The organism is Micromonospora chokoriensis (genome assembly GCF_000718555.1).
Taxonomy (GTDB): Bacteria; Actinomycetota; Actinomycetes; order Mycobacteriales; family Micromonosporaceae; genus Micromonospora; species Micromonospora chokoriensis_B.
The window spans coordinates 1-25,937 of the sequence record NZ_JOAN01000002.1 but is presented as its reverse complement, the minus strand read 5'-3'; the positions used below and the strand labels follow the sequence as shown (position 1 = coordinate 25,937).

General features: G+C 71.1%; 19 protein-coding genes. 7 read left to right on the top strand and 12 right to left on the bottom strand.

Annotation, left to right across the window (positions count from 1 at the left end):
• Positions 1-68 precede the first annotated feature (68 nt).
• Both helR and IF46_RS0103670 read right to left on the bottom strand, forming a co-directional pair.
• Complete coding sequence (gene helR / locus IF46_RS0103675; protein WP_232233922.1) at positions 69-2,204, bottom strand: RNA polymerase recycling motor ATPase HelR; 2,136 nt, start codon at positions 2,202-2,204, stop codon at positions 69-71.
• Positions 2,205-2,387: 183 nt separating this feature from the next.
• Positions 2,388-2,768, bottom strand: a complete 381-nt coding sequence (locus tag IF46_RS0103670; RefSeq protein ID WP_030486831.1) for a YccF domain-containing protein — start codon at positions 2,766-2,768, stop codon at positions 2,388-2,390.
• Between the two features lie 188 nt (positions 2,769-2,956).
• Between IF46_RS0103670 and IF46_RS0103665 the strand changes: the two genes are divergently transcribed.
• Positions 2,957-4,048 carry a glycerophosphodiester phosphodiesterase family protein gene (locus IF46_RS0103665; RefSeq protein WP_232233921.1) on the top strand — a complete coding sequence of 364 codons (1,092 nt, stop codon included), beginning with the start codon at positions 2,957-2,959 and terminating at the stop codon, positions 4,046-4,048.
• 108 nt (positions 4,049-4,156) lie between these two features.
• On the opposite strand, the gene IF46_RS0103660 is transcribed toward IF46_RS0103665, so the two are convergent.
• On the bottom strand, positions 4,157-4,954 hold the full coding sequence (locus IF46_RS0103660; RefSeq protein WP_030486829.1) for an acetoacetate decarboxylase family protein: 798 nt from the start codon (positions 4,952-4,954) through the stop codon (positions 4,157-4,159).
• 101 nt (positions 4,955-5,055) lie between these two features.
• Between IF46_RS0103660 and IF46_RS0103655 the strand changes: the two genes are divergently transcribed.
• Both IF46_RS0103655 and IF46_RS0103650 read left to right on the top strand, forming a co-directional pair.
• On the top strand, positions 5,056-5,652 hold the full coding sequence (locus IF46_RS0103655) for a TetR/AcrR family transcriptional regulator (protein WP_030486828.1): 597 nt from the start codon (positions 5,056-5,058) through the stop codon (positions 5,650-5,652).
• Positions 5,653-5,747: 95 nt separating this feature from the next.
• Positions 5,748-6,344 (top strand): hypothetical protein, encoded by a 597-nt coding sequence (locus IF46_RS0103650; protein WP_157562551.1) that lies wholly within the window; start codon positions 5,748-5,750, stop codon positions 6,342-6,344.
• A 51-nt stretch (positions 6,345-6,395) separates the two neighbouring features.
• Here IF46_RS0103650 and IF46_RS0103645 read toward each other — a convergent pair whose 3' ends face one another.
• The 7 genes from IF46_RS0103645 to IF46_RS0103615 form a co-directional block, all read right to left on the bottom strand.
• Positions 6,396-8,282 (bottom strand): glycerophosphodiester phosphodiesterase, encoded by a 1,887-nt coding sequence (locus tag IF46_RS0103645; protein WP_030486826.1) that lies wholly within the window; start codon positions 8,280-8,282, stop codon positions 6,396-6,398.
• Positions 8,283-8,353: 71 nt separating this feature from the next.
• Entirely contained in the window at positions 8,354-9,088 is a 735-nt protein-coding gene (locus IF46_RS0103640) for a cellulose binding domain-containing protein (RefSeq protein ID WP_198041341.1), read from the bottom strand.
• Positions 9,089-9,162: 74 nt separating this feature from the next.
• Positions 9,163-9,543, bottom strand: coding sequence for a DUF742 domain-containing protein (locus IF46_RS0103635; protein ID WP_030486824.1), 381 nt, complete (start codon positions 9,541-9,543; stop codon positions 9,163-9,165).
• Positions 9,521-9,970: a roadblock/LC7 domain-containing protein gene (locus IF46_RS32150; RefSeq protein WP_030486823.1), complete on the bottom strand. Its 450-nt coding sequence runs from the start codon at positions 9,968-9,970 to the stop codon at positions 9,521-9,523. The genes IF46_RS0103635 and IF46_RS32150 overlap by 23 nt, the downstream gene beginning before the upstream one ends.
• The gene (locus IF46_RS0103625) at positions 9,967-11,898 is read right to left on the bottom strand and encodes a nitrate- and nitrite sensing domain-containing protein (RefSeq protein WP_157562549.1); all 1,932 of its coding nucleotides are present in this window, start codon (positions 11,896-11,898) and stop codon (positions 9,967-9,969) included. Before IF46_RS0103625 ends, IF46_RS32150 begins: the two co-directional genes overlap by 4 nt.
• Positions 11,895-14,441, bottom strand: coding sequence for a helix-turn-helix transcriptional regulator (locus IF46_RS0103620; RefSeq protein WP_084597739.1), 2,547 nt, complete (start codon positions 14,439-14,441; stop codon positions 11,895-11,897). Before IF46_RS0103620 ends, IF46_RS0103625 begins: the two co-directional genes overlap by 4 nt.
• Positions 14,441-15,712, bottom strand: a complete 1,272-nt coding sequence (locus IF46_RS0103615; RefSeq protein ID WP_051723610.1) for an Hsp70 family protein — start codon at positions 15,710-15,712, stop codon at positions 14,441-14,443. The genes IF46_RS0103620 and IF46_RS0103615 overlap by 1 nt, the downstream gene beginning before the upstream one ends.
• 296 nt (positions 15,713-16,008) lie before the next feature.
• Between IF46_RS0103615 and IF46_RS33040 the strand changes: the two genes are divergently transcribed.
• The 3 genes from IF46_RS33040 to IF46_RS0103600 all read left to right on the top strand — a co-directional run bounded on the left by IF46_RS33040 (position 16,009) and on the right by IF46_RS0103600 (position 20,313).
• Positions 16,009-16,896 carry an IniB N-terminal domain-containing protein gene (locus tag IF46_RS33040; protein ID WP_051723609.1) on the top strand — a complete coding sequence of 296 codons (888 nt, stop codon included), beginning with the start codon at positions 16,009-16,011 and terminating at the stop codon, positions 16,894-16,896.
• Between the two features lie 115 nt (positions 16,897-17,011).
• The gene (locus tag IF46_RS0103605; RefSeq protein WP_030486818.1) at positions 17,012-18,856 is read left to right on the top strand and encodes a dynamin family protein; all 1,845 of its coding nucleotides are present in this window, start codon (positions 17,012-17,014) and stop codon (positions 18,854-18,856) included.
• Positions 18,853-20,313, top strand: coding sequence for a hypothetical protein (locus tag IF46_RS0103600; RefSeq protein WP_157562548.1), 1,461 nt, complete (start codon positions 18,853-18,855; stop codon positions 20,311-20,313). Before IF46_RS0103605 ends, IF46_RS0103600 begins: the two co-directional genes overlap by 4 nt.
• 68 nt (positions 20,314-20,381) lie before the next feature.
• Here the strand turns inward: IF46_RS0103600 and IF46_RS0103595 are convergent, their stop codons facing one another.
• Positions 20,382-20,672, bottom strand: coding sequence for a DUF1540 domain-containing protein (locus tag IF46_RS0103595; protein ID WP_030486816.1), 291 nt, complete (start codon positions 20,670-20,672; stop codon positions 20,382-20,384).
• Positions 20,673-21,036: 364 nt separating this feature from the next.
• Between IF46_RS0103595 and IF46_RS0103590 the strand changes: the two genes are divergently transcribed.
• The gene (locus tag IF46_RS0103590; protein WP_030486815.1) at positions 21,037-24,963 is read left to right on the top strand and encodes a ThuA domain-containing protein; all 3,927 of its coding nucleotides are present in this window, start codon (positions 21,037-21,039) and stop codon (positions 24,961-24,963) included.
• Positions 24,964-25,078: 115 nt separating this feature from the next.
• On the opposite strand, the gene IF46_RS0103585 is transcribed toward IF46_RS0103590, so the two are convergent.
• Entirely contained in the window at positions 25,079-25,777 is a 699-nt protein-coding gene (locus IF46_RS0103585) for a VOC family protein (RefSeq protein WP_030486814.1), read from the bottom strand.
• Positions 25,778-25,937: the final 160 nt, after the last annotated feature.

The following is a 25,937-nucleotide window of genomic DNA, read 5'->3' as shown; positions in this document are numbered from 1 at the left end:
AATGCGCCTACGACCTGAGGAGGAGAAGCGTGTGCACCGAAAATGCGCCCGGCGAAGCTGAGCGCCGATCAGCAGTTCGTCAGGAGCACAAGTTGCTGGGTGGCCCGGGTCATCGCCACGTAACGGTCGACAGCCCCTTCGATACCGGTGCCGAAGGCGTCCGGGTTGATGAGGACGACCAGGTCGAACTCCAGCCCCTTGGCCTGCTCCGGGCTCAGTGACCGGACCCGGGACGTCGGCGGGAACGTCGGGTCGCCGATCACGCAGGCGGTCCCGTCGGCGTGCGCCGCGAGCCACGTGTCCAGGATCGACCCCAAATCGGCGACCGATCCGTGGACGACGGGCAGCCCGTTGCCGCGGATGGAGGTCGGCACGTTGGCGTCGGGGAGCGCGGCCCGGATGACGGGCTCGGCCTCCGCCATGACCTCGGCGGGCGTGCGGTAGTTGATGCTCAGCGAGGCCAGCGTCACCCGGTCGAGCCCGACCCGCTCGAGGCGTTCCTGCCACGACTCGGTGAACCCGTGCCGGGCCTGGGCGCGGTCGCCCACGATGGTGAAGCTGCGCGACGGGCAGCGGGTCAGCAGCATCTGCCACTGGGCGTCGGTCAGCTCCTGTGCCTCGTCAACGACGATGTGCGCGAACGGGCCGGCCAGCAGGTCCGGGTCGGCGTCCGGCGGTGCGGATCCCTCGGCCAGGACGTCGCGCAGGTCCGGTTGGCGCAGCATCGCCAGCAGGCCCTCGCCGTCGTCGTAGGTGTCGGCCGCGAGTAGTTCGTCGACGACCCGGGCCATGTGCTCACGTTCGACCGCTGCGGCCGGGTCACGTCGGCGGGTACGCCCCGACCTCTCCGCGTCGCCGAGCCGCTGCCGTGCCGCGTCCAGCAGCGGCAGGTCGTCCACGGTCCACGCCTTCGCGTCGTCGCGCTGCAGCACCCGGACCTCCTCGGGGCTGAGCCAGGGAGCACATTTGCGCAGGTACGCGGGCACCGACCACAGGTCACCGACGACATCGGCCGCGTCGAGCAACGGCCAGGCGCGGTTGACCGATGCCCGCAGCTCCCGGTTGCGCAGCAGCGAGTCGCGGAGCACGTCGTCCGGCTCGTCCCCGTCGTACCTGTCGATGAGGATCGTGAGCAGCTCCTCCCAGATATCCTCACGCGCCTCGTTGTGTGGGGTGCCCGGCCCGGGCGCCTGGAACGCGTCGGCCCAGTCGTCGGCGCTCAGGCGGACGTCGGAGTCGCCGACCGCGATCGTCATTGGCGTGACCGGCGGATCCTCGTAGAACCGGACGGCCGCGTCGATCGCCCGGACCAACCCGGCCGAGGATTTCAGCCGGGCCACCTCCGGGTCGGTGTCGACTGATGCCGCGGCCCCCTCTCCGACGAGGTCGCGCAGGGTGCAGGTCTGCACGTCCTCCTCTCCGAGACTGGGCAGGACGTCGGCGACGTAGGCCAGGTAGGGCTGGTGCGGCCCTACGAAGAGCACCCCACCCCGGCGCTGACCGAGGCGCGGGTCCGAGTAGAGCAGGTAGGCGGTGCGGTGCAGGGCGACGACGGTCTTTCCGGTGCCGGGACCGCCGTCGACGACGAGGGCGCCGGCCGAGCCCGCCCGGATGATCGCGTCCTGGTCGGCCTGGATCGTGCTGAGCACGTCGCGCATCCGGCTCGATCGGGCGCTGCCGAGGCTCGCGATGAACGCGGACTGGTCGTCGAGCGCGACGGCGTGCCCCACGAACCCGTCCGGGGTGAACACCTCGTCCCAGTAGTCGCTGATCCGGCCTCGGGTCCAGCGGTACCGGCGACGGCTGGCCAGGCCCATCGGGTTGGCGTGGGTCGCGCCGAAGAACGGCTCGGCGGCCGGCGAGCGCCAGTCGAGCAGGAGCCGCCGACCCGCGCTGTCGGTGAGGCCGCGGCGCCCGATGTACACGGGCTCGGGGTTGTCCGCCTCGACCACGTGGCCGAGGCACAGGTCCAGCCCGTAGCGGCTCAGTGAGCGCAGCCGGGCGGTCAGTCGGCGGACCTCCTCGTCCCGGTCGACGGCCTGCCGACCCTTGCCGCCGGGCGCCCGGCGCGCGGTGTCGAGGCGGTCGGACAGCTCGCCGGTCAGCTGCGCGAGGCTCGCCGCCATGGCCGCGAAGTGCCGCTCGTCGTAGGCGATGAGCGCCGGGTCGGCCTTGGGCGAGAGGTGATCGGGGAGTTCGAACACGGAGGTAGGCAAGGAATTCAATTCATGACTTCCATTTCGGCCGAATCTGGTCTCGGCCGACGATTTTGCGGCATAACCGGGGTCTTGCCGCAAGCCCCCCAATGCGCTATATGTTAGGAGTGGAAGGGGTGCGTTGTTCCCCCTTCCCATGGCGCCAGCACCTGATCAAGGGGTCGGGATGGGTCAGGGCGCGTCGACGACCTCACGGCCGAGCGGCCAGAACGCGGCCGGTACGAGCTTGAAGTTGGCGATGCCGAACGGGATTCCGATGATCGTCACGCAGAGGGCGATGCCCGCGACGATGTGGGAGAGCGCGAGCCACCAACCCGCCAGCACCACCCAGAGGATGTTCGCCAGGCCGGAGCCGACGCCGGCGCCCGGCTTGGGCACCAGGGTGCGTCCGAAGGGCCAGAGTGAGTAGACGGCGAGGCGCAGCGACGCGACGCCGAACGGGATGGTGATGACCAGGACGAAGCAGATCAGCGCGGCGATGCCGTAGCCGATCGCCAGCACGATGCCACCGCCGAAGACGAGCCACAGCACATTAAGTACGAATCGAATCACCACTCAAGCATGAGACATGCTCGCCACCCAGCCGGCGCATCCCCGCTCCAATGGCCCTGAGCTGGGACGGGAGGTTACGCGGGTTTGGCGAACGTTCACCGTCCGCTTGTGGAGAGGACACCGCCCGGGACCGCGGCCTGCCTAGCCTCACCAGGGCAAATGCACCCGAGAGCTAAGGTTTCCCACTAATGTCCCTCCGTCTGTCGATGCGCCACCTCCTGGTGGGCCTCGCTGTCGTGCCCGCGCTGGCCGCACCGGTGGCCGCGCATGCCGCGCCCGCCGACAGTGCTGACGCGCTGCGCCCCCACAAGACCCACTTCGACCTGCAAGCGCACCGCGGTGGCATCGGTATGACCACCGAGGAGTCGCTGGAGGGCTTCGCGAAGGCCATGCGCCTCGGGGTCACCACTCTGGAGCTCGACACCCAGATCACGAAGGACCAGAAGGTCGTGGTCAACCACGACCGGCAGATCAGCAAGCAGAAGTGCGCGGACACCGCGCCGGTCACCGTCGGTGACCCGATGTACCCGTACGTCGGCAAGTACATCAAGGATCTGACGCTCGCCCAGATCAAGACCATGAACTGCGGCTTCCAGCAGCTTCCGGGCTTCCCGGAGCAGGAGCAGATCAAGGGCTTCCGGATGGTCGAGCTGAAGGACGTCCTCGGCCTGGTCAAGAGCTACCACGCCAAGGACCTCAAGCTCAACATCGAGACCAAGGTCGAGGCGGGCGCGCCGGAGCAGACCGCGCCGCGCGAGCTGTTCGTCCGCCGGGTCTACGAGGAGATCCACCGCTCCGGCATCGAGAAGCAGGTCACCATCCAGTCCTTCGACTGGGGTGCGCTCAAGGAGATGCACAAGCTCGCCCCGAAGTGGCCGCTCGTCGCCCTGACGAACTACGACTTCCTCCAGGTCGGCATGCCCGGCGCTTCCCCGTGGCTGGGTGGCATCGACGCGGACGACTTCGGCGGTGACTTCGTCAAGGCGGCCGCCTCGATCAAGGGCGTCACGGCCCTCTCGCCGAACTACGGTTTCCCGCAGAACGGCACGATCAGCGACCCGGCCTTCCGCTTCTACCCGGACAAGAAGATGGTCGCCGAGGCGCACAAGCGCGGCCTGAAGGTCATCCCGTGGACCTGTGACGACCCGGCGACCGTGGCGGCGCTCATGGACATGGGCGTCGACGGCATCATCACCAACTACCCGAACAAGGTGCGCGACCTGATGGCCCAGCGCGGCATGAACCTGCCGAAGAGCCTGAAGCCCCGCCACCAGCACTGATCCAATTCCCGCCGTCTGGCGCGAGAACGGCCCTGTGAGCTGCGGAAACGCGCTCCGGGGCCGTTCTCGGTCAAGGCGCAGCGCCAGCCGGCGCTGCGCCTTTTCGGCTCAGCGGGTGTAGTCGGTGAGGGTCTTCAGGTCCCGGACCGTGTAACCGAGTGAGAGTCGGAAACCCATGCCGGTGCGGATGACGGGCAGGTCGGCCAACTCCTCGCCACGGGCCGGAGGGAATGCCAGCGTGCCGGTGCCGATCCAGACGTCGGCCACCTGGACGTCGTCGAGGACCGCCATCACCAGTTCGTGCACGGCGGGCTGGTTGTGCTCTCCGGCGGCCAGCCGGGGAAAGTGGCGCAGGTTGACCACCGGACGGCGGAGCAGCGCGGTGGGGTCCTTCAGCTGCTGCCGCAGGGTGACCTGGGCTTCCGCAATGCGCTGCCCGACCGCCGAGGCGGTGGCGCCGAACTGGCCGCTCGGCCCGACGACCGGGGTGGCGGGTCCGCCGATGGGGTACGCGCGGGTCTGGTGGACGGTGCCGAGCTTCTTGGGGAAGCCCTGCACCCAGCCACGCGCCAGGGCGGCGTCGTTGTCGACGTAGATGTAGGGGCACCACGCGACCGGGGTGTCGTTCCAGCGGGCGTCGAGGGTGACGAAGAACTCGCGGTACTGGCTGCGGGCCGGGTCGAGGTATTCCTGCCCGCTGGCGGTGTACTGCCAGTCTACGAACATCGCGAGGCCGCGTCCGGGGCTCTCCGGGTCGAGGGTGAGCCCTTCGGGGAGGGTCGCCTGGGCTGCGGCGGGGTCGGTGAAGAACTCGACGCCGATGGCGGTGCCGGCGTAGTGCCAGGGCGGGGCGGGTGCCAGGTTGGCCACGCCACGGGGGGAGAGGGGGTAGGTGTATCCCTGCATGCCGAAGCTCCTTCCATCAAGCGATACGCAACGTATCGTTTCGCTGAGGGAACGCTAGCACGCCTTGACCGAGCACTGCAACGAAACGTATCGTCTCGTTCATGGCATTGGCTTTCAGTTCGGATCCGGCGGCGGCCCCGCGCTCGGCCGGCAAGATCCTCAGCGCGGCGCGGGACGTCCTGGCCCGACTCGGCTACGGGGCCCTCACCATCGAGGCGGTCGCCGCCGAGGCCGGGGTGGGCAAGTCGACCATCTACCGCTGGTGGACGAGCAAGGAGATGCTGCTCGCCGACGCGCTCGCCGACATCTTCCGCAGCGACGAGATCCCCGACCTCGGCGACACCCGCGCCGAGCTGCGCCGCGCCGTCGACATGACGATCGACAACTACGCCAACGAGGAGTTCGCCGCCGCGCTCCCCGCGCTCGCCGCCAGCCTCCTGCCCAACCCCCAGTTGATGGAACGCTTCCGGGGGGCCTTCCTGCATCGCAAGCGGGAGAACATCGCCGTCGCGCTGCGGCGCGGCATCCAGCGCGGCGACCTGCCCGCCAACCTCGACACCGACCTGGTCCAGGACCTGTGGGCGGGCGCCGTCGTGTACCGCCGACTGATGATCGGAACGCCGCTCGACGAGGACCTCGCCGAGCGCCTCGTGAGGCTGGTCCTCGACGCCCCGGCGGCCCTCACCACCGACGACTAAGGGTCGCTCGGTGGAAGACCTGAGACGGAAGCCGGGGCCGGGGGAGGGGAGTTCCCGGAGGCCGGGTGGGCGCCCGCGACCAGATGATGGCGGGCATGAAACGCGCTGCGCTCTACGTGCTGGCCGGTCCGGTCGGCATCACGGCCTACGGCCTCGTCCGTCTCTGGGCAAGATCTGACGGGGTGTACGGCCCCGGCCTCGACTGGCAGGCCGCGCACCTGGTCGCCCTCGCCGGCATGGTGTTCTTCGTTCCGGGAGTCCTCGCGCTGTCCCGCCTGCTGCCCCGCAGTCGTTGGCGCACCGGCACGGTGGCCTTCACGTTGATCGGGCTCGCCGCGACGATGGTGCAGTTCGTCGCCGACATCGTGGAGGGGCTCCTGGCCGCGGACCGGGCGGAGATGTCCAGGCTCGGCGCGGACTTCAAGGACATCCCCGGCGTGCAGGTGGCCTTCTACGACGTCGTACCCCAGTTCTTCTTCCTCGGCCTGGTCGTCCTCGCCGGCATGCTCGCCGCCAAGCGGCGGCTGCCCTGGTGGAGCGTGCCGCTGCTCTTCGCCGGCATCGTCTTGCCGGTGGTCACCCTCGATCTGCTCCCGATCGGCGGCCTGTGCATGCTTGTGGCACTCGCCCCGGCGCTGCCGGCCCTGCGGCAGCAGGGTGAGCGGGTCGAGCCGCCCGTCACCGTCCACTGAGTTGCGCTGGTCCCCGACGCCAGGGCGACGGCGGGGACCGGCGCGCGACGTCTACTTCAGGGCGAGGGTACGGGCGTCGGCGGCGATGACGCTGGCGACCTCGGCCGGCACCAGCTTGCCGGCCTGCCGGTCGGCGTAGCTGGCCAGCTCGGCGTACTGGGCGTGGGCCAGCTTGGTGGTCATCGCGGTGACGGCGGCCGGGTCGGCGGCGGACGTGAGGATCAGGTAGCCGAGACCGGCCTGGCTCACCGTCACGGTGAAGGTGCTGCTCGCGGTGGCGGTGCCCTCGGGCCCGGTCGCCTCGGTGGCGATGGTGTGCTTGCCGGCGGCCAGCTTGGCCAGGTCCAGCTTGCGTCCGGCGGCCGACTTCTTACCGTCCAGCGTGACGGTGACGGTGTCCGCGTTGGTCGCGGCGATGGCGATCACCGGGGACTGCGCCCGGTCCAGTCGAGCCCCGTTGGCCGGCGAGGTGATCTCCACGGTCGGCTCGGCGGAGGCCCGCTGGACGAACGCCGAGTTCCAGCCGACCAGCTCGGCCGCGCGGTTGGTGATGATCGCGTCGGTGCCGATCCGCTCCAGGCGCTGCCACAGGCCGGCGGAGTCCATCGTCCAGGCCATCACGGCGACCCCGGCGGCGTGCAGTGGGGCGACAACCTCCGGCTTGGCCAGCAGCGCATTGCCATCCGGGTTGTACGCGGTCAGGTGCAGCTCCTTCGCGATCGCCACCGGGTCGGCGTCGAGGGTGCTGCGCAGCAGGCCGAGCGGCAGCTCGGGGGCGATCTCGTAGGTGTACTTCAGAGCGTCGACCTCGAAGCTCTGGATGAAGACCCGGCCCATCATCTGCTCGTCCCGGATCACCTGGATGATCGTGGCGACCTCCTCCCGGGTGTGCTTGCCCTTGATCTCCACGAGCAGGTTGCCGCCCCGGGTCCGCAGGTCGGCGAGCTGCTCGGCGAGGGTGGGCACCCGCTCGCCGACGTACTGCGGGCCGAACCAGGAGCCGGCGTCGAGGGCCTTGATCTGTGCGGCGGTCAGGTCCCGGATGTTGCCGGTGCCGTCGGTGGTCCGGTCGACGGTGCCGTCGTGCAGGATGAACGGGATGCCGTCCTTGCTCGGCTGGACGTCGTTCTCGATCCAGTCGGCGCCCCCCTTGCGGGCGATCTCCTGGGCGACGAGGGTGTTCTCCGGCGCGGCGGCGGACGCGCCCCGGTGGGCGATCACGGTGAATGGGCTGCCCTCGGGGCGCAGGTAGCCGTTCGGCGCCAGCTCGGTGACGGTGACGTCGTCGTACGAGACGGTCGCGCCGTTGACGAAGAGGCCCTGGACGCCATCGGCGGAGCGCTGGAGGCTGCTCGTGCGCATCGCCTCCCGCCCGTCGAAGATCCAGCGAGCCTGGTTGCCGTGCACCTCGACGGCGACGCGGACGTCCCGACCGGTGCCGGCGGCGGACGGGGCGGAGGCGGTGTTCGTCACGACCCAGGCGTTGGCGGTGGTCCGCTGGGCGAACTCGAGACCGTTGGCGGCGGTGGTGCCGCTGCGCATGGTGGCGATCCACCAGGGGGTGGCGCCGTTGGCGGGGACGTCGATGCCGAGCGAGGCCCAGCGGGTGGCCGCCGAGACCGACTCGAAGCGCATGGTCGCCTCAAGGCGGAAATCGTTCAGGTGCCGACCGAAAGTGATCTTGTTGTTCTCGCTGGAGCTGGCGGAGGTTCCGTACAGCCGGCCGTTCTCGACCTTCCAGGCACCGTCGACCGCGTTCCAGCCGGCGGGCAGCGACCCGGCCGAGAAGTTCTCCGAGACGACGACGTGGCCCGGCTCGGCGGTGGCGGGCGACGAGGTCGCGACGGCGACCGCGACGGCAGCGCCGGTGACGGCGAGGGCGGCGACGGAGGCGGCGGCCCGAGTACGCAGGGTGCCTGATGCGGGTAGGACAGTCATGCTCGGAACGGTACGAAGCACACCCGAACTGATCATCAAGCACGCATGGCTGCCGCCGGAACGCTGGGTGGTCAGTTCGTTAGGCCGGCGCAGGCGACCCCGTCGATGGTGCACGCCTTCGGGGCGGAACCCGTCAACGAACCATTGACTCGGAACGTCACCCGGACCGAGGCGTTGCCGGCCACCTGACCGGCGTCCCCGTCCGGCACGAACGTCCACACCGCACCGTCCCGACTGGCCTGGGCGCCCTCGACCCCGCTGACCCCCAGCGACTCCCGGGGCAGGGTGACGACAAGCGTCCAGCGCGGCACCGGCACCGGCCCCGGGTTGCCGATCGTCACGCTCGCGCCGTAGCTGAGCAGGGCGTTGTCCGTGATGGCGAAGTCGGCGGTCAGGGCCGCCGGGGTGGGTACGGCGGTCGCACCGGTCGGCGTGGGCCGGGTCGACGCCGTGACGGCCGGTGGCACCGAGGAGGCCGAGGCGGGCGGGGGAGCGGGCACCGCCGGACTGGTGAGAGCCGGTTGGGCCTGCGCCCGGGGCGTGCCGGGCGGCGAAGTCACCTGCTGCACCGGCGGCGGCGGGTCGAGGGCCACCGGTGTCAGCTTCTCCGGCGTACGCAGCAGCCCGACGACGGAGATGGCCGTCGCGGCCAGCACCCCGAGCGCCGCGATGACGGCCACCCAGGTGGCCCGCGAGACGTCCTCCTGGCCGGTGAGCACCCGCCGGGCGGTCGTGACGAGGGCCACGACCCGATCCAGCAGGATGATCGCCACGGTTCGGCGTGGCTGGGGTGGTGTTGCCGGCACTGCCTGTCTCTCCTTCAAGTCGTCGCCGGGCGCGTGCCCGCGATCCGTCCGGGTCGCGGATGGCACCTGCCCGGTCACAGAGCGCGAAGCCCGACGAGGATCGCCTCAAGCAGGTCCTCGGTCGGCAGCTCCGACAGCATCGGCGGTTCGTGCGTCTCGATCAGACCGGCTGTGAGCAGGTCGCCGAGCAGCACCCGGACCGTCCCCAACGGAAGGTCCAACTCGGCGCCGACCTCAGCCACCGACACTGGATCGTGACACAGCTCGACGATCCGCGCCTGTTCAGGGAAGAGCGGTGCCGGGGGCGTGACCCCCCGCCGGGCGACGACCAGTGAGATCAGGTCGAACTGGCCGCGTGCGGGCGCGGTGCGCCCCCCGGTCATCGTGTACGGCCGGGCGACCGGGCCCGCGTCGTCGTCGTACCACGCCTCGTCAGCGGCGCCGCTGGAGTACACCCGTGTCCCCGATCGTCACCGAGGAGGCCGGTCCCAGAGTGATCGGCAGGTGCCGCTCGGCCTGCCCCACGAAGAGCGCCACCTCGTACGCCATGTCGCCGACCTCTACGTCGTCACCGGCGATCCGCACGGTGAGGATGGTTCCGTTCGGAATGGTGGCGATGAACAGGAACGCTCGCGACATCTGCACCACGACCTGACGCAGACCACCCCCGTCGCAGGTCCGGGTGGCGGCCAGCCCCAACGCGATCAGACCGGCGACCACACCGGAGATCTGCTCGGCCAGCTTGGCCCCCACTCGCCGGGAGCCGCCCAGCGGCAACCCGTCCGGGGAGAGCACCACGGCGAACTCCGCGCCGTGCACCCGGTCCACCAGGCTGTTCAGGGCGTCGGTCAGGCCGTCCTCGGTGGCCACTGCAGACGTCATTTATGTCTCCTTGCTGTTCTCGCGATTGGCAACTCGACCGTGTCGAGGCTGGTCCTACCGTGTTCCGGGCCGGTCGGCCCGGAGTGGCGAACCCGAGTCGGCAGCGCGCCGCCGCCGTTCGGGTCGGGCAGGTCGGCGTCGGTGCGGGCCGGTGGGTACGGGGTGTCGGGTGGTGCGCTGGCCGGCGCGCGGCCGGTGTCGCTGGCTGCGACCAGCCGGGCCGGGAGGAGCACGATGGCGGCCGTCCCACCGCGCTGGCTGGGACGCAGCGAGACGTGGGCGCCACACCGGCCAGCCAGGACGGCGGCGGCCCACCAACCTGCCTCATCCGTGGGCGGGGCGTCCGGTGGCGGGTTGCTGAGCAGGTGGTTCGCCTCGGTCAGCGCGGCGGCGTCCAGGCCGGGCCCGTCGTCGACGACCAGGACGGCGCATCCCTGCGGTCGCTGCTCGCCGCTGACCCGGACGGTGGTGTCCGCCCCGGAGCAGGCCAGGGCGTTCTCGATCAGCTCCGCCAGCAGGTGGATGACGTCGGTGACGGCCGGCCCCGCGAGCGACCAGGGCCAGTGCGGCGCGATCAGGACCCGGTGATAATCCGGCACCTCGGCGACCGCACCACGTGCCACGTCGAGCAGTGGCACCGGGCGTCGCCAGCGGCGGGCCGGTGTCGCACCGGCCAGGGTGATCAGTTTCTCCACGTTGCGTCGGATCCGGGTGGCGAGGTGGTCGAGCTGGAACAGCTCGCTGGTCTCCTCGGCGGACCGCTCCCGGCGTTGCATCCCGTCCAACAGGCTGAGTTGATCGCGCAGCAGGACCTGGTTGCGTCGGGTCAGCCGCAGGAACAGCTCCCGCTCGGTGTTGTGTGCCGGGTTCGGGGGGTCCTGCATCTGTGCCAGGGGTTCAGCTCTCGGCCTGGTCAGCTCGTCGGTCAGGCGTCGGATGGTGCCCGCCCAGCTCAACAGGAGCACGAGCACGACGATCAGGCCGAGCCCCACCACGGCCCCGGTGCGCGCGACGAGCACCGCGGCACCCGGCGTGGCCCGCTCGACGCTGCTGCGGGCGGTGCTCGTCACAAGTGTCTGCAACGCGCCGAGGGTGGCGTCCGCGACGGCCCGCCAGCCCTCGACGGTGACACCGGCCAGGGCGTTGGCGGTGTCCGCCTGGAGCAAGAGCCGGTCCTCCAGCGCGAGCAGACCCGCGAACTCGGGGCCGGCCGCGAGTCGTTGGTACTCACGCTGGCCGTCGACCGGAAGCCCCGCCGCCGCCTCGGTGCGCGCGTACCGCTGGTTGCTGACGAGCGTGGTCAGCTTGCGCCGCTCGTCGACGCCGAGCCGTGCACCGGTCAGGGCCGCGCTGACGAGGGTGTCCTCCCGGGCCAGCAGCTCCCGGGCCCGGGCCAGCGCGATGACCGCGCGGGTGTCGGCGGCCAACCCGCTCTCGTACGCTCCCCACTCGGGGCCGTACACCCCGAAGGCGACGTCGATGACCTCGTCGTACCCGTCGATCGCCGCGGCCTGGTCGAGCCGCCCGGTGTCCACCTGGGAGCGGGTCGTGCCCAGGCCGTCGAGCCGTCGGACCAACTCGCCGGCCCGATCGCGAACCGTGCCGGCGCTGAGCAGCCGAAGGTCGCGGCCCTTCGCGAACTCGCGGATCTCGGCGGCGGCCCGGTCCGTGCTGTCCCGTGCCCCGACCAGGGCGGACGTCGGCTGCCCCGCCCCGGCGATCGTCTCTGCGGTGATCCGGCGTTCGGTCTGTAGGCCCAGGATCAGGCGGTCGATGGGCTGTCCCAGCGTGTCCGCCAGTGCCCGTACGCGCAGCAGGTCGACGGCATCCTGGCTGGACACGTAGGCCGCGTACGACCAGAGCGTGATCAGCACGGCGGCCAGCACGGCCAGCCTGGTCCGGATCAGCCGAACGTCGTCACGCGTCATCGGCGTGCCCGCTGCGGCCACGGTTGCCCGGCGGTGTCGCTGGCCCGGTCAGCGACGAGGGTGCGCAGTAGCGCCAGCAACTCGGTACGGTTGGCGCAGTTCAGCCGGTTGCGCATCCGGGCCACGTGGTGTTCGACGGTCTTGGCCGAGATGAACAGCCGATCACCGATCTCCCGGTAGGTCAACCCGGCCAGCACCAGCTCGGCGACCTCGTACTCGCGATCACTGAGCCCCGGCTGGGTGGGGCCGGTGACCCGTGTCGTGCTCGCACCGGTCGTTGGTGTCTGCCCGCCGGGCGGCCGTCCCTGCAACGCTCGGGCGCACTCCAGCAGGCTGGTCATCGCCCGCCGGTCCGCGGTGCGGATGGCGGCCTGCCCGGCGAGGCGTGCGCCGTCCCAGCACAACCCGGTGTCGTGCAGCCCTCGGGCGGCGGCCTCCACCCGGGCCGGATCGACGACCCCCCGGAGCACCTCCACCCAGCTCTCGGCGGCGGCGGCGACCACGGCCGCGTACCGGCTGTGGCCCGCTGCGGCGAGCAGCGCCGCGACGTGTTCGTCGGCGACCGCCGGCTCGCCGGTCAGGATGGCGGCGTGCAGTCCACTCCAGTGCAGCGGCACACTCCACAGTGGCGGGTTGCCGAGCCGGTCGAGCAGCGAACGCCCCTGCTGCAGGTACGGCTCCAGCCGGGCCAGGTCACCCAGCCGCGCGCCGGCGATGGCCAGCTCACCCAGCGGCAACAGGGTGAACAGGTCGACGGGATGCCGCACCACGGCCTCCAGCGCCTGCCCCCAACCACGCTTGAGCGCCCCGAGGTCACTGTTGCGCCGGCCGATGCCCATCCGGATCGCGGCAGCGAAGAGCTGGTCGCGTGACTCCAACTGCCGCCCGTCGAGTGTCACCGTGGCGAGGCGCTCGGCCGCGTCGTGGACCTCGCCACGGACCATCAGGATCCACGCCTGCAACAGTCGGTGGCGGCGAGCCATCAGCGGGCCGCCGACACCGGCGCCCAGGGCGCGGTGCAGCACCCGCTCGGCGATCTCCAGCTCACCGCAGTGCACCGCCGTCAACGCGGCGAGGGCCGCCGGGCTGTCCGGTAGGAGCGCCGCTCGGCCGTCCGGCTCCAGCAGCGCGGCGGCCTGCACGAGCGCGGAGAGCGCGCCGGTCGGCGGGCCGGTCACGCTCTCGCGTACCCCATTGGCCATCAGTCGGGCAGCGCTGGCGTGCAGGGTGGGCGGTTCGCCCGCCGGGCCACCCGCTGGTGACTCGGCGGTGGCGGCCAGGTCGCCGGTGGCGAGCCCACCGACGGTGGCGAACGCCGCCGCCGAGGCGGTGCCCGACCACCGGAACAGCTCGACGCTGCGACCGCCGTGACCACGGTGGGCCAGGGCGGTAGCTGCGACCACTGCCGCCTCGGAGCGCTCTGGTGGAGCGGCCGTGGCCAGCAGCCGGTCCGCAAGCCGAAGGGCGTCGTCGAGGTCACCGGCGAGCGCGGCGGCGAGCGCCTGCTGGGCGTTGGGTGGCCGTCCGGCCGCCGTGGCCGCCGCGAACAGCTCGGCGGCGAACGCCGGCTCGTCGGCCAGCGCCTCGTCCGCCGCGGCGGCCAGGGTCGCGGCCGGGCAGTCGCCGAGCGCGCCGACCGCGAGCAGGGAGCGGACCAGCGGCAACACCGCGCCGCCCCGAGCGAGCTGCAACTCGGTGAGCCGCCGCCAGACCGCCGTCCGGTCGGTGGTGGGGCTGAGCGTCACGACGGCCCGCCGGACGATCGGCGCGAGCCGACCGTCGGCGCCGAGCAGCCCGGCCGCCCGGGTCGTGGCGATCAGCTCGTCGACCCCGGCCGGGTCCCGGCCCAGCAGCGCGCCGAGCATGCTCACCGGCAGCGCCCCGCCCGCCGCGACGGCGAGCAACAGTCGTCGTACGGCGGTGGGCGCAACGTCCAGGTCCGGCCCGAACTCGAGGATGACCGATCGGGGCGGGTCGACGATCGCGCCGGACCGGGTCTGCGCGCCGGCCAGGCCGCGGGCCAGCCGCTCCACATCCCGGGGTACGCCAGCGGTCTGCGTGTGGACGAAGTCGACCAGGTCGGCAGGGCGACCCAGGTGCTGCGTGTAGGCGGCGGTCTGCTCCCGGGTGAACGGCGTGAGCAGCACGGCCTGGCCCTCACGGCGCAGGGCGTCGACCAACTCGCTGCACGACGCGGACCGTGGCCACGGTCGGTGGGCGACCACCAACCGGTGTCGACGGGTGGCGACCAGAGCCAGCAGCGCCCCGACCCGCGCGTCGTCGAGCAGGTGCGCGTCGTCGATCAGCAGCACCGTGTCGGGGTCGACCAGTTCACCCGGCTCCGGGGCGGCCGTGCGTACGACGATCCCGGCCCGCTGGTAGACCCGCTCCAACTCCGCGAGTAGTGCGGTCTTTCCGTGACCGCCCGGGCCGGCGATGCCGACGGCGAGTGGGCCGGCCGGGTTCTGCGCGACCGTGTCCAGCAGGGCCTGCAACCCCTTGTCCAGGGTCAGCCCCGGTGCGGCGAGGTCATTCATGATCATTAAGGTCGTCCTTCGCGTCCCCGGGCGCGGGCCAGCGCCAGGCGGGACGGCTTCGGCAGTTCCAGTGGGAGGATCCGGACCGGCGGCCGCGGTGGCGGATCGCCCGGGACGGTGGTGTGCTGCTGTGGGCGGCGCGGCGCCGGGATGGTGGCCCGCCCGGCGCCGCTGACCGGGGCCGGAACGCGCGCCGCCGCCGGCTGGCGAGGGCGTGGCGACACCACCTGACAGGCGGCCATCGCCGCGCCGGTGGCGGCGGTCAACTGTGCGTCCGGCTCCACCTCGACGGGCACCGGAAGGGCCGCGCTGATCAGCTCGGTCACCAGCGGGACGCGGGTGGAGCCGCCGGCCAGTAGGACGCCGTCGAGCTGCGCTCCAGACAGGTCGGCGCTGCGTACGACCCGGAGCAGGAGGTCCACCGTGGCCTGCACCGTCGGGCGGATCATCGCCTCGAACTGCGCCCGGGTCACCGGTATCCGTGCCGGGCCGCTGGGCAGGGTCAGCACCACGTCGGCCGCGAGGTCGACGGTCAGCACCCGCTTGACCCGGTCACACTCCGCGCGCAGTCCGCGCAGCGCGGCCTGGGCGCCGCGACGTGCGGTCGCGGCCAACTCCCGGGCCAGCACCGTACGAGAATGCTCGGCCAGTGCCTCGTCGAAGTCGGCGCCACCGATCGAGTCGAGACCCTGCGGGGTGCCGAACGTCTCGTACGTGCCGCGCGGGGTGCGACGCACCAGAGCCGCCTCGAAGCTGTTGCCCCCCAGGGCGTAGACCACGGCCGTGCTGCCCGCGAACCCGCGAGCGGCGTGGCTCTCGGCCACCGTGACCGTGCGGGGCAGCAACGTCACGTGCCGTAGGCCGAGGTCTGACAACGCCCGGTGCAGCACCTCCCGCCGGTAGGGACGCCATCCCGCCGGGTGGCTGAGCACGATCGCCTCGGCCGCCCCGCCCTCCAGGGCGTGGACCCGCTCCACCACCCACGCCGCCAGCTCGGCGGTCAGTGTCTGCGGCGCGCACGGCTCGCCGCCGAGCAGCACCGGCACGTCGTCGCCGATGCGGTGGACGAAGTCCCGGGTGGTGCGGCTGCCGTCGTCGGTGGCGGGCTCGCCGACGTGCAGCGAGCCGTCCTCCGCGAGGCACAGCACCGAGGGCACGAGCGGTGAGCCGACGCCCAGCCCGACGGCCTCGGGACGGGTCCAGGTCGTGCCGCGTCGCCGTGCGACGGCGGCGGCGGTGTTGCTGCTTCCGATGTCTATCCCCAGGACGTACGGCATCGTCTCTGTCTCTCCCCGTGAGTCGGCCGGTCGGTGGCGATGGCGTCGGCTGCCCGACGACCCACCCCCGGCGAACCCCGCGGGCTCCTACGTTCGTACCAGAGATCAGTCCCTGGTCGGGACCCTAATCTCGCCGGGACGGTTTCCCCCTGTCCCCCTAACGTACGAGGTGGCGCAGCCCCTAGTTCAACCGGCCCGGATGCGGGCTCAGCCCCGATGCCCCGGGCGAGCCCCGGCAATAGCGTCACTGTCGACCTACGACACCCGCCGATGCCACATCCGAGGAGAACCGGCACATGGACTCGCACCAGACGCTCCACGACTTCGTGCTCGACCTACTGACGAACCCGGACGCGCGGTCGGCCTTCGACCTCGACCCCGAGGGTGCGCTGCGGGGCGCAGGGCTCACCGACATCACCGCGGCCGACGTGCAGGACGTCGTACCGCTGGTCGTCGACTACGCGCCGGGGGCGGGCCTCGCGCCGCTGGCCTCGCCGGTCGGGCAGCTCGGGCTGGACCCGCTGCTCACCGACACCACCGACGTGGTGGGTCAGTTGCAGAGCGTGGCGCAGCAGATCAGCGTCACCAGCTCGTCGGGTGGCGTGGACGTCAAGGCCGGCGTGCTCGGCGCCATCGCGGTCGACCCGTCGGCCGCCGCCGCCGGGGTCACCGTGCTGCCGGGCGTCGGTCTGGGCGTCGGCCCGTACGGCCTCGACAGCGACCTGGCCGGTGTCGCCGACGTGGCGCACACCCTCGACGCCGACGTGGTGCAGCCGGTGGACGCAATCGCGGACCCGGTGCTCGGGGACGTCACCGGCACGGTCGGCGACCCGAGTGGTCTGCTCGGCGTCACCGACTCGAATTTGATCGGCGGCGACCTGACCGGTGGTGTCCTCTCCGGCACCCACGGTCAGCTCGGCGGGGTCGTCAGCTCCCTCGGTGTCGACGACACCCTCGGCGGGCTGGGCCTCGGGCACGGCGACGGCGTCGTCGGCGGCGTGGTCCCGCCGCTCGACGTGCCGTCGGCGGTGGGCGGCGTGACGCACCAGGTGGACAGCCTCCTCCCCGGTGTCACCGACACGGTCGGCGACGTGACCGGCGGGGTCACCGATGGTGTGCTCGGCGGCGACTCACACGCCTCGTCCGATCACGGGCTGCTGGGCATCACCGGCGGCCTGCTCTGATCCGGATCTCCGGTCGGAGCGGAGGGCCGGATCGTCTCGGGCGATCCGGCCCTTCCCGGTTCCACTTCCGGTCCCTCTTGATAATTGAGCCGAAATCCGCACACTTGGTGCGGTGATGGCCGGGATCTGGTTGGACGTGCTGGACGAGATCGCGCGCACGTGCACTGCACACGGTCGAGGTGACCTTCTCCAGACGGTGCGGCAGAAGCGCGCGCAACTGTTGGACCCGACGTTGCGTGTCCTGGTCATCGGTGAGCCAAACCAGGGCAAGAGTCAGCTGATCAACGCGATCATCAACGCTCCGGCCTGCCCGGTCGGCGATGGCCGCACCACCGTCCTACCGACCGTGGTGCAGCACGCCGAGGCCCCCACCGCGGCGGTGGCTCAGGCCCCGGGCCACCCCGCCGGCACCGCCACCACGGTGACCGTCGAGCGGACTCCGGTGGCGCTCAACCAGGTCGCGGCGGGCGTGGCCGGCCTGGTCGGGCGTCGGCCGGGGGGCGGCGCGGCGTACGTCGAGATCGGACTGCCGCGCGCCCTGCTCGGTGCCGGACTGGTGCTGGTGGACACTCCCGGCACCGACGAGGTCGCCGGTATCGGCGCCGCCGCCGCGATCGCCTCGCCCGCCCGCGCGGACACCGTGCTGCTGGTCTCGGACTCCACCCGCGAACTCTCGGTCGCCGAGCTGAACATGCTGCTGCACGTCATGCGGTCACACCCGAACGTGGTCGTGGTGCAGAGCAAGACCGATCTGGTTGCCGACTGGCGTGCCGTCGCTGAGCGCAACCGGCAGCACCTGGCCGAGGCCGGCGTGCCGGCGACCCTGATCCCGGTCTCGGCGACGCTGCGGCTGCGCGCCGCCGCGGCCGACGACCGTGGCCTCAACGCCGAGTCCGGTTTCCCCGCGCTGATCGCCCGGCTGCAACGCGACCTGGCCGGCAAGGCCGACCACCTGGCCAGGGCTGCGGTGCAGACGGTGGCCCGGACGGTGGTGGAGCAGTTGGCCGCGCCGCTGCGCGCCGAGTTGGCGACCCAGGAGGCCGAGGAGCAGTCCGGGCCGATCTCGCGGCTGCACGCGGCGCAGCGCGAGGTCGACGAGCTGCGCCGGTGCTCCACCCGGTGGCAGAACACGCTTACCGACGAGATCGCCGACCTGCTCTCCGACATCGAGTACGACCTTCGCGACCGGACCCGACAGATCCTGCGCACGGTGGACGAGGCGTTCGACACCGCCGATCCGTTGGTCGCCTGGGACACCTTCCAGGACTGGCTGGAGCGCAGCCTGGTGGAGGCGGCGGAGGCGAACCACGAGTGGCTGATCCAGCGCTGCGACTGGATCGCGCGGAGGGTGGCCGCCCACTTCGACAGGTACGGCTACGACGTGCTGCCGCCTTGGTCGATGACGATGCCGGACGACATCGGCGAGCGGTTGCCGGAGCTGCAACGGCCGACGATCGACCCGTTCACCACCGGCCAGAAGCTGTTCACCGGCATGAAGGGCTCCTACGGCGGCATGCTGATGTTCGGTCTGGCGACCACCCTGGCCGGGATGCCGATGATCAACCCGGTCTCGGTCGGCATCGGGGCGCTCTTCGGCGGCAAGAGCATCCGCGACGAGAGCAAGCAGTTGCTCCGTCGCCGCCAGGCGACCGTCAAGACGGCCATCCAGCGGCACGTCGACGACGTCTTCGTCCGGATCATCCGCGACTGCCGCGACGCCACCCGGCAGGTGCAGCGGATGCTGCGCGACCACTTCACCGGGCTGACCGAGGAGCTTCAGGAGGCCATCGTGCAGTCGTTCCGCAGCGCGAAGCAGGAGGCCGACACCGATGCCTCAGTGCGTGAGCAGCGGCAGCGCGAGATCAGGCTGAAGATGACCCGGTTGGCTGCGGTCTACGAGCAGGCTCAACAGTTGACCGGCGCCCGCGCCGCCCCGCTGCTGCTGGAGCCGCAGGCATGACGGTGGGGCTGCGCCTGGATGAGGCGGCCTGGGGGTTGCTGCACCAGGCCATCGAGCTGTACCAGGACAATCCCCGGGCCGTCGCAGAGCTGCGGCATCAGGTGGCCCGGTTGGAGCAGCCGTTGCGGATCGCCATCGCCGGCCCGTGGCGATCGGGTAAGTCGACGGTGCTCAACGCGTTGATGGGCGAGGAGGTCGCGCCGGTCGAGCGGGCCGACGGTGCCTTCACCTGGTACGAGGACGGGGCCGCGCCGCACGCCACCGCCTACCCGGTCGGTCAGCCGCCGCAGGAGTTGGCGGTGGTGAAGTCGGCGACCGGGCTGCGGGTGGATCTGGGCTGGGGTGCGGGGGACGTGCGGGACATCGTGGTGCGGTGGCCGACGCGGGCGCTGCGGCAGATCACGTTGATCGACACCCCGGCGGTCGGCGGGAGCGTCGAGCCGGGTCGGGTGCCGGTGTTGGAGCGGGTCCTGCGGGACTCGGACGCGGTGTTGTACCTGACCCGCGATGGCCGCGACAGCGATCTTCGGGTGCTGGAGTCCGGAAGGGACAGCGCCGTGGGGCAGTCCGCCCCGGTCAACGTGATCATGGTGCTGTCCCGGGCCGACGAGACCGGCGGGGGCCGGATCGACGGCCTGCTCACGGCCCGCCAGCTCGCGCGGCGGCACTACCGCGACCCGAGGGTGAACGCGCTCAGCGTGAACGTCGTGGCGTGCAGTGGAATGATCGGCCTGGCCGGTCGGATGCTCGGTGAGTCGGACTTCGCCGCGCTCGCGACCCTGGCCCAGGTGCCCCGGGCGGAGCTGGACGCCCACCTCATCTCCGCCGACCGCTTCCTCCGTGACGAGCTGCCGGTCCGGCTGGAGACCGGGGTGCGCGCCGCGCTGCTGGGTCGGTTCGGGGTCTTCGGTGTGCGGCTGGCGGCCACGCTGGTGCGCAGCGGGTTCGACAGTCGGGTGAAGCTCTCCGCCGAGCTGATTCGGCGCAGCGGTCTCACCGAGCTGCGTGAGTCGGTGACGCGTTGTTTCATCGATCGCCGCGACGCGCTCAAGGCCCGCTCCGCGCTGGCCGCGGTCGAGGCGCTGCTGCGGGCCGAGCCCACCCGGGGGTCCGCCGAGCTGGTCGGCGCGGTGGAGCAGATCCTCGCCGGTGCACACGAGTTCCGGGAGCTGCGCCTGCTGGTGGCGCTGCGCAACACCCGGCTGGGGTTCGACGCGGAGCTGGCCGCCGAGGCGCAGCGGCTGGTCGGTGGCGACGGGGTGGGCCTTGCGGCCCGGCTCGGTGTCGAGCATGAGGCCGATGTGCGGCGGCTCTGGGAGGTCGCCGCCGAGGCGCAGTGGCGGTGGCGGGACCGGGCGGAGGATCCGCTGCTCCCGCTGGCGCAGCGGCGCGGGGCTCAGGTCGTGGTCCGCAGTTGCGAGGGGATGATCGCCGAGCTGGTCGCGGGCGGCCGCTGAGCGTTGCCGACCCCGCAGGCCGTGGGGAACGCCGTCACGGCCGTCCCCCACCCGCGTTCGCGTCGGGCTCAGCTCGGCTGGTACGTCTGGCAGTCGGCGATGTCCTGACCCGGACCCACCCGGATGGACGGTGCGTGGCACTCCAGCTCGGCGTTGTGCTGGCAGTCGGCGCGTTTGCAGGCCCCGACCTGGGCGATGACGCGGTCCAGCCCGCCCTTCGCCGAGGTGTCGATGAACGTGGCGCAGTTGGCGTTCTGCTGCCCGATGGTGATGGCGAACGCGTGGCATCCGTCGTGGTTGTAGCCGCAGTCGGTGACCGTGCACTCGTGCACCCGCGGCATCTCCAGCATGTCAGTCATGACGATCTCTCTTCCGTCGGTGGTGCCGGGCGATTCTCATACCCGGCCTCGACGGGACAACTCCCTATCAGCCTCTCCTTTACGGGATATTTTGGGTAGGCCAGCCTTCCCTAACCGCCACGACGGCGTCGATCTTCGTCGTGCGTCAGGGCCTTTCTGGCTGTGGATGGTGGCCCGAAAACCGTTATTCGATCTTGCTCCGTACGGTCGCCCCTGACCTGCGGAGATAACGCTCTCACGGATGTCCGGGAAGGGCTTGACGCGCCCGTGATCCAAACGCAACGATGCATTTACATTCCTCGCACCGTTCCCCACCGCCAGGCGTGATCGGCGCACGCCGTCCTCGTACTCGAAAGGACCTACAGTGCGCAGATCCCTGAGATCGTGGCTCGGCGTCACGCTGAGCGCGATCCTCGTGGCCGGCGGCATCGTCGCCGCGCCACCCACGGCCAGCGCCGCACCGTTCACCGTGCTGGTCTTCAGCAAGACCGCCGGATTCCGGCACGGATCCATCACCCCGGGCATCGCGGCCATCCAGCAGCTCGGCGCTGCCAATGGCTTCACCGTCGAGGCCACCGAGGACGCCGCCCAGTTCACCGACGCCAACCTGGACCGGTTCGCCGCGGTGATCTGGCTGTCCACCACCGGCGACGTGCTCAACGCCGCCCAGCAGGCCGCGTTCGAGCGCTACATCACCGGCGGCGGCGGGTACGTGGGCGTGCACTCCGCCTCCGACACCGAGTACGACTGGCCCTGGTACGGCGGACTGGTCGGGGCGTACTTCGCCTCGCACCCGGCCGAGCAGACCGTCACCGTCAAGGTCGCCGACCAGGTGCACCCGTCCACCGCGACGCTGCCGCAACGGTGGAGCCGGTTCGACGAGTTGTACAACTACCGCACCAACCCTCGGGGCAACGTGCACGTGCTGGCCACCCTGGACGAGAGCACCTACACCGGCGGGAGCATGGGCGCCGACCACCCGATCTCCTGGTGCCAGAACTACTCCGGCGGTCGAGCCTGGTACACCGGCCTCGGGCACACCGACGCGTCGTACACGGAGGCGAACTTCCGTCAGCACCTGCTCGGTGGCATCCGGACCGCCGCCGGCGAGGTCACCGCCGACTGCGGCCCGACCGTGACCAGCAGCTTCCAGCAGGTGGAGCTGGCCAAGGGTGCGGCCGAGACCGGCGAACCGATGAGCCTCACCGTCCTGCCGGACCGCGGCGTGCTGCACACCTCCCGCAACGGCGTGATCCGGCACACCGACGCCGCCGGCAACACCAAGATCGCCGCCACCCTGCCGGTCTACACCGGTGACGAGGAGGGCCTGCAGGGCATCAAGGCCGACCCGAACTTCGCCACCAACCGCTGGGTGTACGCGTACTTCGCGCCACCACTGAGCACTCCCGGCGGTGGTGCGCCCGCCGAGGGCACCCCGGCCCAGTTCGCTGTCTGGGACGGCGTCAACCGGTTGGCCCGGTTCACCGTGAACGCGGACAACACCATCAACCTGGCCAGCGAGACGCTGATCCTGAACGTGCCGACCAGCCGGGGCATGTGCTGCCACGTCGGCGGTGACATGGACTTCGACGCGGCCGGCAACCTCTACCTGTCCACCGGTGACGACACCAACCCGTTCGACTCGGCCGGCTTCACCCCGATCGACGAGCGGGCCGGGCGCAACCCCGCCTTCGACGCGCAGCGCACCTCGGCGAACAGCAACGACCTGCGCGGCAAGGTCCTCCGGATCAAGCCGAGCGCGGCCGGCGGCTACACCATCCCGGCCGGCAACATGTTCGCCCCGGGCACCGCGCGGACCCGCCCGGAGGTCTACGCGATGGGCTTCCGCAACCCGTTCCGGATGAGCGTGGACAAGGCCACCGGCGTGGTCTACCTCGGCGACTACGGCCCCGACGCGGGCACCGCCGACCCGAACCGGGGGCCGGCGGGCAACGTCGAGTTCGCCCGGATCGACCGGCCCGGCTTCTACGGCTGGCCGTACTGCACCGCCCGCAACGACGCCTACAACGACTACACATTCCCGTCCGGGCCGTCCGGAGCGAAGTTCAACTGCGCCGGTGGGCCGGTGAACAACTCGCCCAACAACACCGGCATCACCCAGCTGCCGCCGGCCATTCCGGCCTGGTTGCCGTACGGCGGCTCCGGCTCGCCGCCGGAGTTCACCGGCGGTGGCCTGTCGCCGATGGGCGGGCCGGTCTACCGGTACGACCCGAACAACACCTCGCCGGTGGCGTTCCCCCAGTACTACGACGGGACCTACTTCGCCGGTGAGTTCGGTCGCCGCTGGATCAAGAACATCAAGCTCGACTCGGCCGGCCAACCACTGAAGATCAACCCGTTCCCGTGGACCGGCACCCAGGTCATGGACATGGAGTTCGGGCCGGACGGCGCGCTCTACGTGCTCGACTACGGCACCGGCTGGTTCAACGGCGACGCCAACTCGGCGCTCTACCGCATCGAGTACGCCCGTGAGGGCCGCGCACCCGTCGCGAAGGTCTCCGCCACCCCGACCAGTGGCACCGCGCCGCTGACCGTGGCCTTCTCCTCGGCCGGGACCCTCGACCCGGACGGCGACCCGTTCACCTACGCCTGGGACTTCGACAACAACGGCAGCACCGACTCGACCGCCGCGAACCCGAGCTTCACGTACACCACAAACGGAACCCGCAGCCCGACGCTGACGGTCCGGGACACCACCGGCAAGACGTCCACCGCGAGCGTGGTCGTCACGGTCGGCAACAGTGCCCCGGTGGTCACCGTGAACACCCCGTTGAACGGGCAGACCTTCAACTTCGGGGACGCGATTCCGTTCTCCGTCACCGTCACCGATGCCCAGGACGGCGCGATCAACTGCGCCCGGGTCAAGGTGAACTACGTCCTCGGCCACGACTCGCACGGCCACCAGCTCGGCAGTGTGCAGGGCTGCACCGGGGTCATCCAGACCTCGGCCGACGGCGAGCACGACACGGCGGCGAACATCTTCGGCATCATCGACGCCGAGTACACCGACCTCGGTGGGGGCGGTCAGCCGGCGCTGACCACGCACACCCAGGCGGTGCTGCAACCACGCGTACGCCAGGCCGAGCACTTCGGTGACTCGTCAGGTGTCCAGATCGTCGCCGGGGCGGCGGGGCACGGCGGCGCGGCGGTAGGTTACATCGACAACAACGACTGGATCTCGTTCCGCCCCTACAACCTGACCGGCGTCCAGTCGTTCAGCGCCCGGGTCGGCGCACCGGCCGGGGGCGGCGGCACGGTGGAGTTGCGGGTCGACTCGCCCACCGGGCCGCTGGTCGGCTCGGCCACCGTGGTGCCCACCGGCGGGTACGCCAATTTCGCCACGGTCACCGGCGGGGTCACCGCCCTGACCGGTACCCGGACGCTGTTCCTGGTCTTCAAGGGCGCTGGCCCGTGGTTCGACATCGACGAGTTCACCCTCTCCGCCAGCCCCGGCGGCCCCGGCCCCGATCCAGACCCGCCCACCGGGAACCTGGCCCAGGGCAAGCCCGCCCGAGCTTCCAGTCTCGAGGGTGCATTTGTCGCGTCCAATGCGTTCGACGGTGCGCTCGGCACCCGTTGGAGCAGCGCGTTCAGTGACCCGCAGTGGATCGACGTGGACCTCGGCGCCACGTACGCCATCAACCGGGTCAAGCTGACCTGGGAGGCGGCGTACGGCAGCGGGTACCAGATCCAAACCTCGCCGGACGGCGTCAACTTCACCACGATCCGTACGGTGACCGGCGGTGACGGCGGGGTGGACGACCTGACCGGGCTCAGCGGGTCCGGTCGCTACATCCGGCTTCTCGGCACCACGAGGGGGACCGCCTGGGGCTACTCGCTGTTCGAGTTCGAGGTGTATGGCGGCACCGGTACCCCGACCGGCGGCAACCTGCTGCTCAACAAGCCGACGTCGACCTCCAGCAACGAGGGGGCCGACGTGACCGGCGCCCAGGCGGTCGACGGCAGCCTCACCACCCGCTGGTCGAGCACGTTCGCCGACCCGCAGTGGATCCGGGTCGACCTCGGCAGCGCCACCGCGATCGGCCGGGTCAAGCTGAGCTGGGAAGCGGCGTACAGCAGCGCGTACCAGATCCAGACCTCTAACGACGGCACCACCTGGACCACCGTGAAGACGGTGACCGGTGCCGACGGTGGCGTGGACGAGCACACCGCGCTCGGTGCCAACGGCCGCTACCTGCGGATCTATGGCACCGCCCGGGGCACCGGATACGGCCACTCACTCTGGGAGTTGGAGGCGTACAGCAGCTGAACCACCACCTGAGTCCGCCCCCACCTCTCGATGAGACGGTGGGGGCGGACTCGCCTCGATCACTTGATGCTCAGTAGCTCCGGTGGCTCCCTGACAACTACTCCTCATCAAGTGATCACGACGAGTCGTCTCGGCCCTGCCAGGTCGTCACGCAAGCCTCGTTACCCTCGATATCGGCGAGAACCCAGAAGGCGGGAGCATGGGACGCGGATACAAGTCGGCCACCGGCCGTCAGCGCGGCTTCGATCCGCCGTGGTGCCTCGTCGTGCGGGACACAGATGTCGAGGTGGATGCGATTCCGGTCCGGGCGTGGCTGATCCATTTGCTGAAACCACATCGCCGGACCCTGCCCGACCGGGTCGACGATCGGATCCTTGGGACCGTCGGCTCCCGCCTCGTCTGTGTAGCCCAGCACGGCCTTCCAGAACGGCCGGACCGCTGCGATGTCGAGCGCGTCGATAGCCATCTCCACGAGCTGGACCGACCGCGGCGCTCCCGTACCAATCTCAGGCTCCGTCCGTAGCCCGACGTCCCGCATCGCGGCGGATAGCCGATGCGCAAGGTCGATATCGCAAGCGGTGAGCGCCGCCTTTTCCCACGACTGCAGGGTCAAGACAACCCGGTCCGGCCGGATATCAGCGCGTAGGTGCCCATCGGCGTCGCTACCGCACACCGCCACCACGCGCGCCGCCACCTCGGTTGCCTGGACCAGTGAGCCGACGGGGACCGACGTGCGCAACGCGCCTAGCAGGTACCGCCATCCCTGGTCGCTGATCGCGTCCGAGGCCGCCCGCCGACTCAGTGTCTGGTCCATTTGGGCATCCTCACATGCGCCCGTAATGAGTTCCGCACGCTGGCAAGGTTCTAAGACACGGCCTAGTAGCGCTTTGTTAGGTCGGCGTGTCGTGGGGTCATCGGGGCGGTCTGAGTAGTTCGATGTTGCGGTGACCCCTGACGAGCTTTCGGTTGTGCGG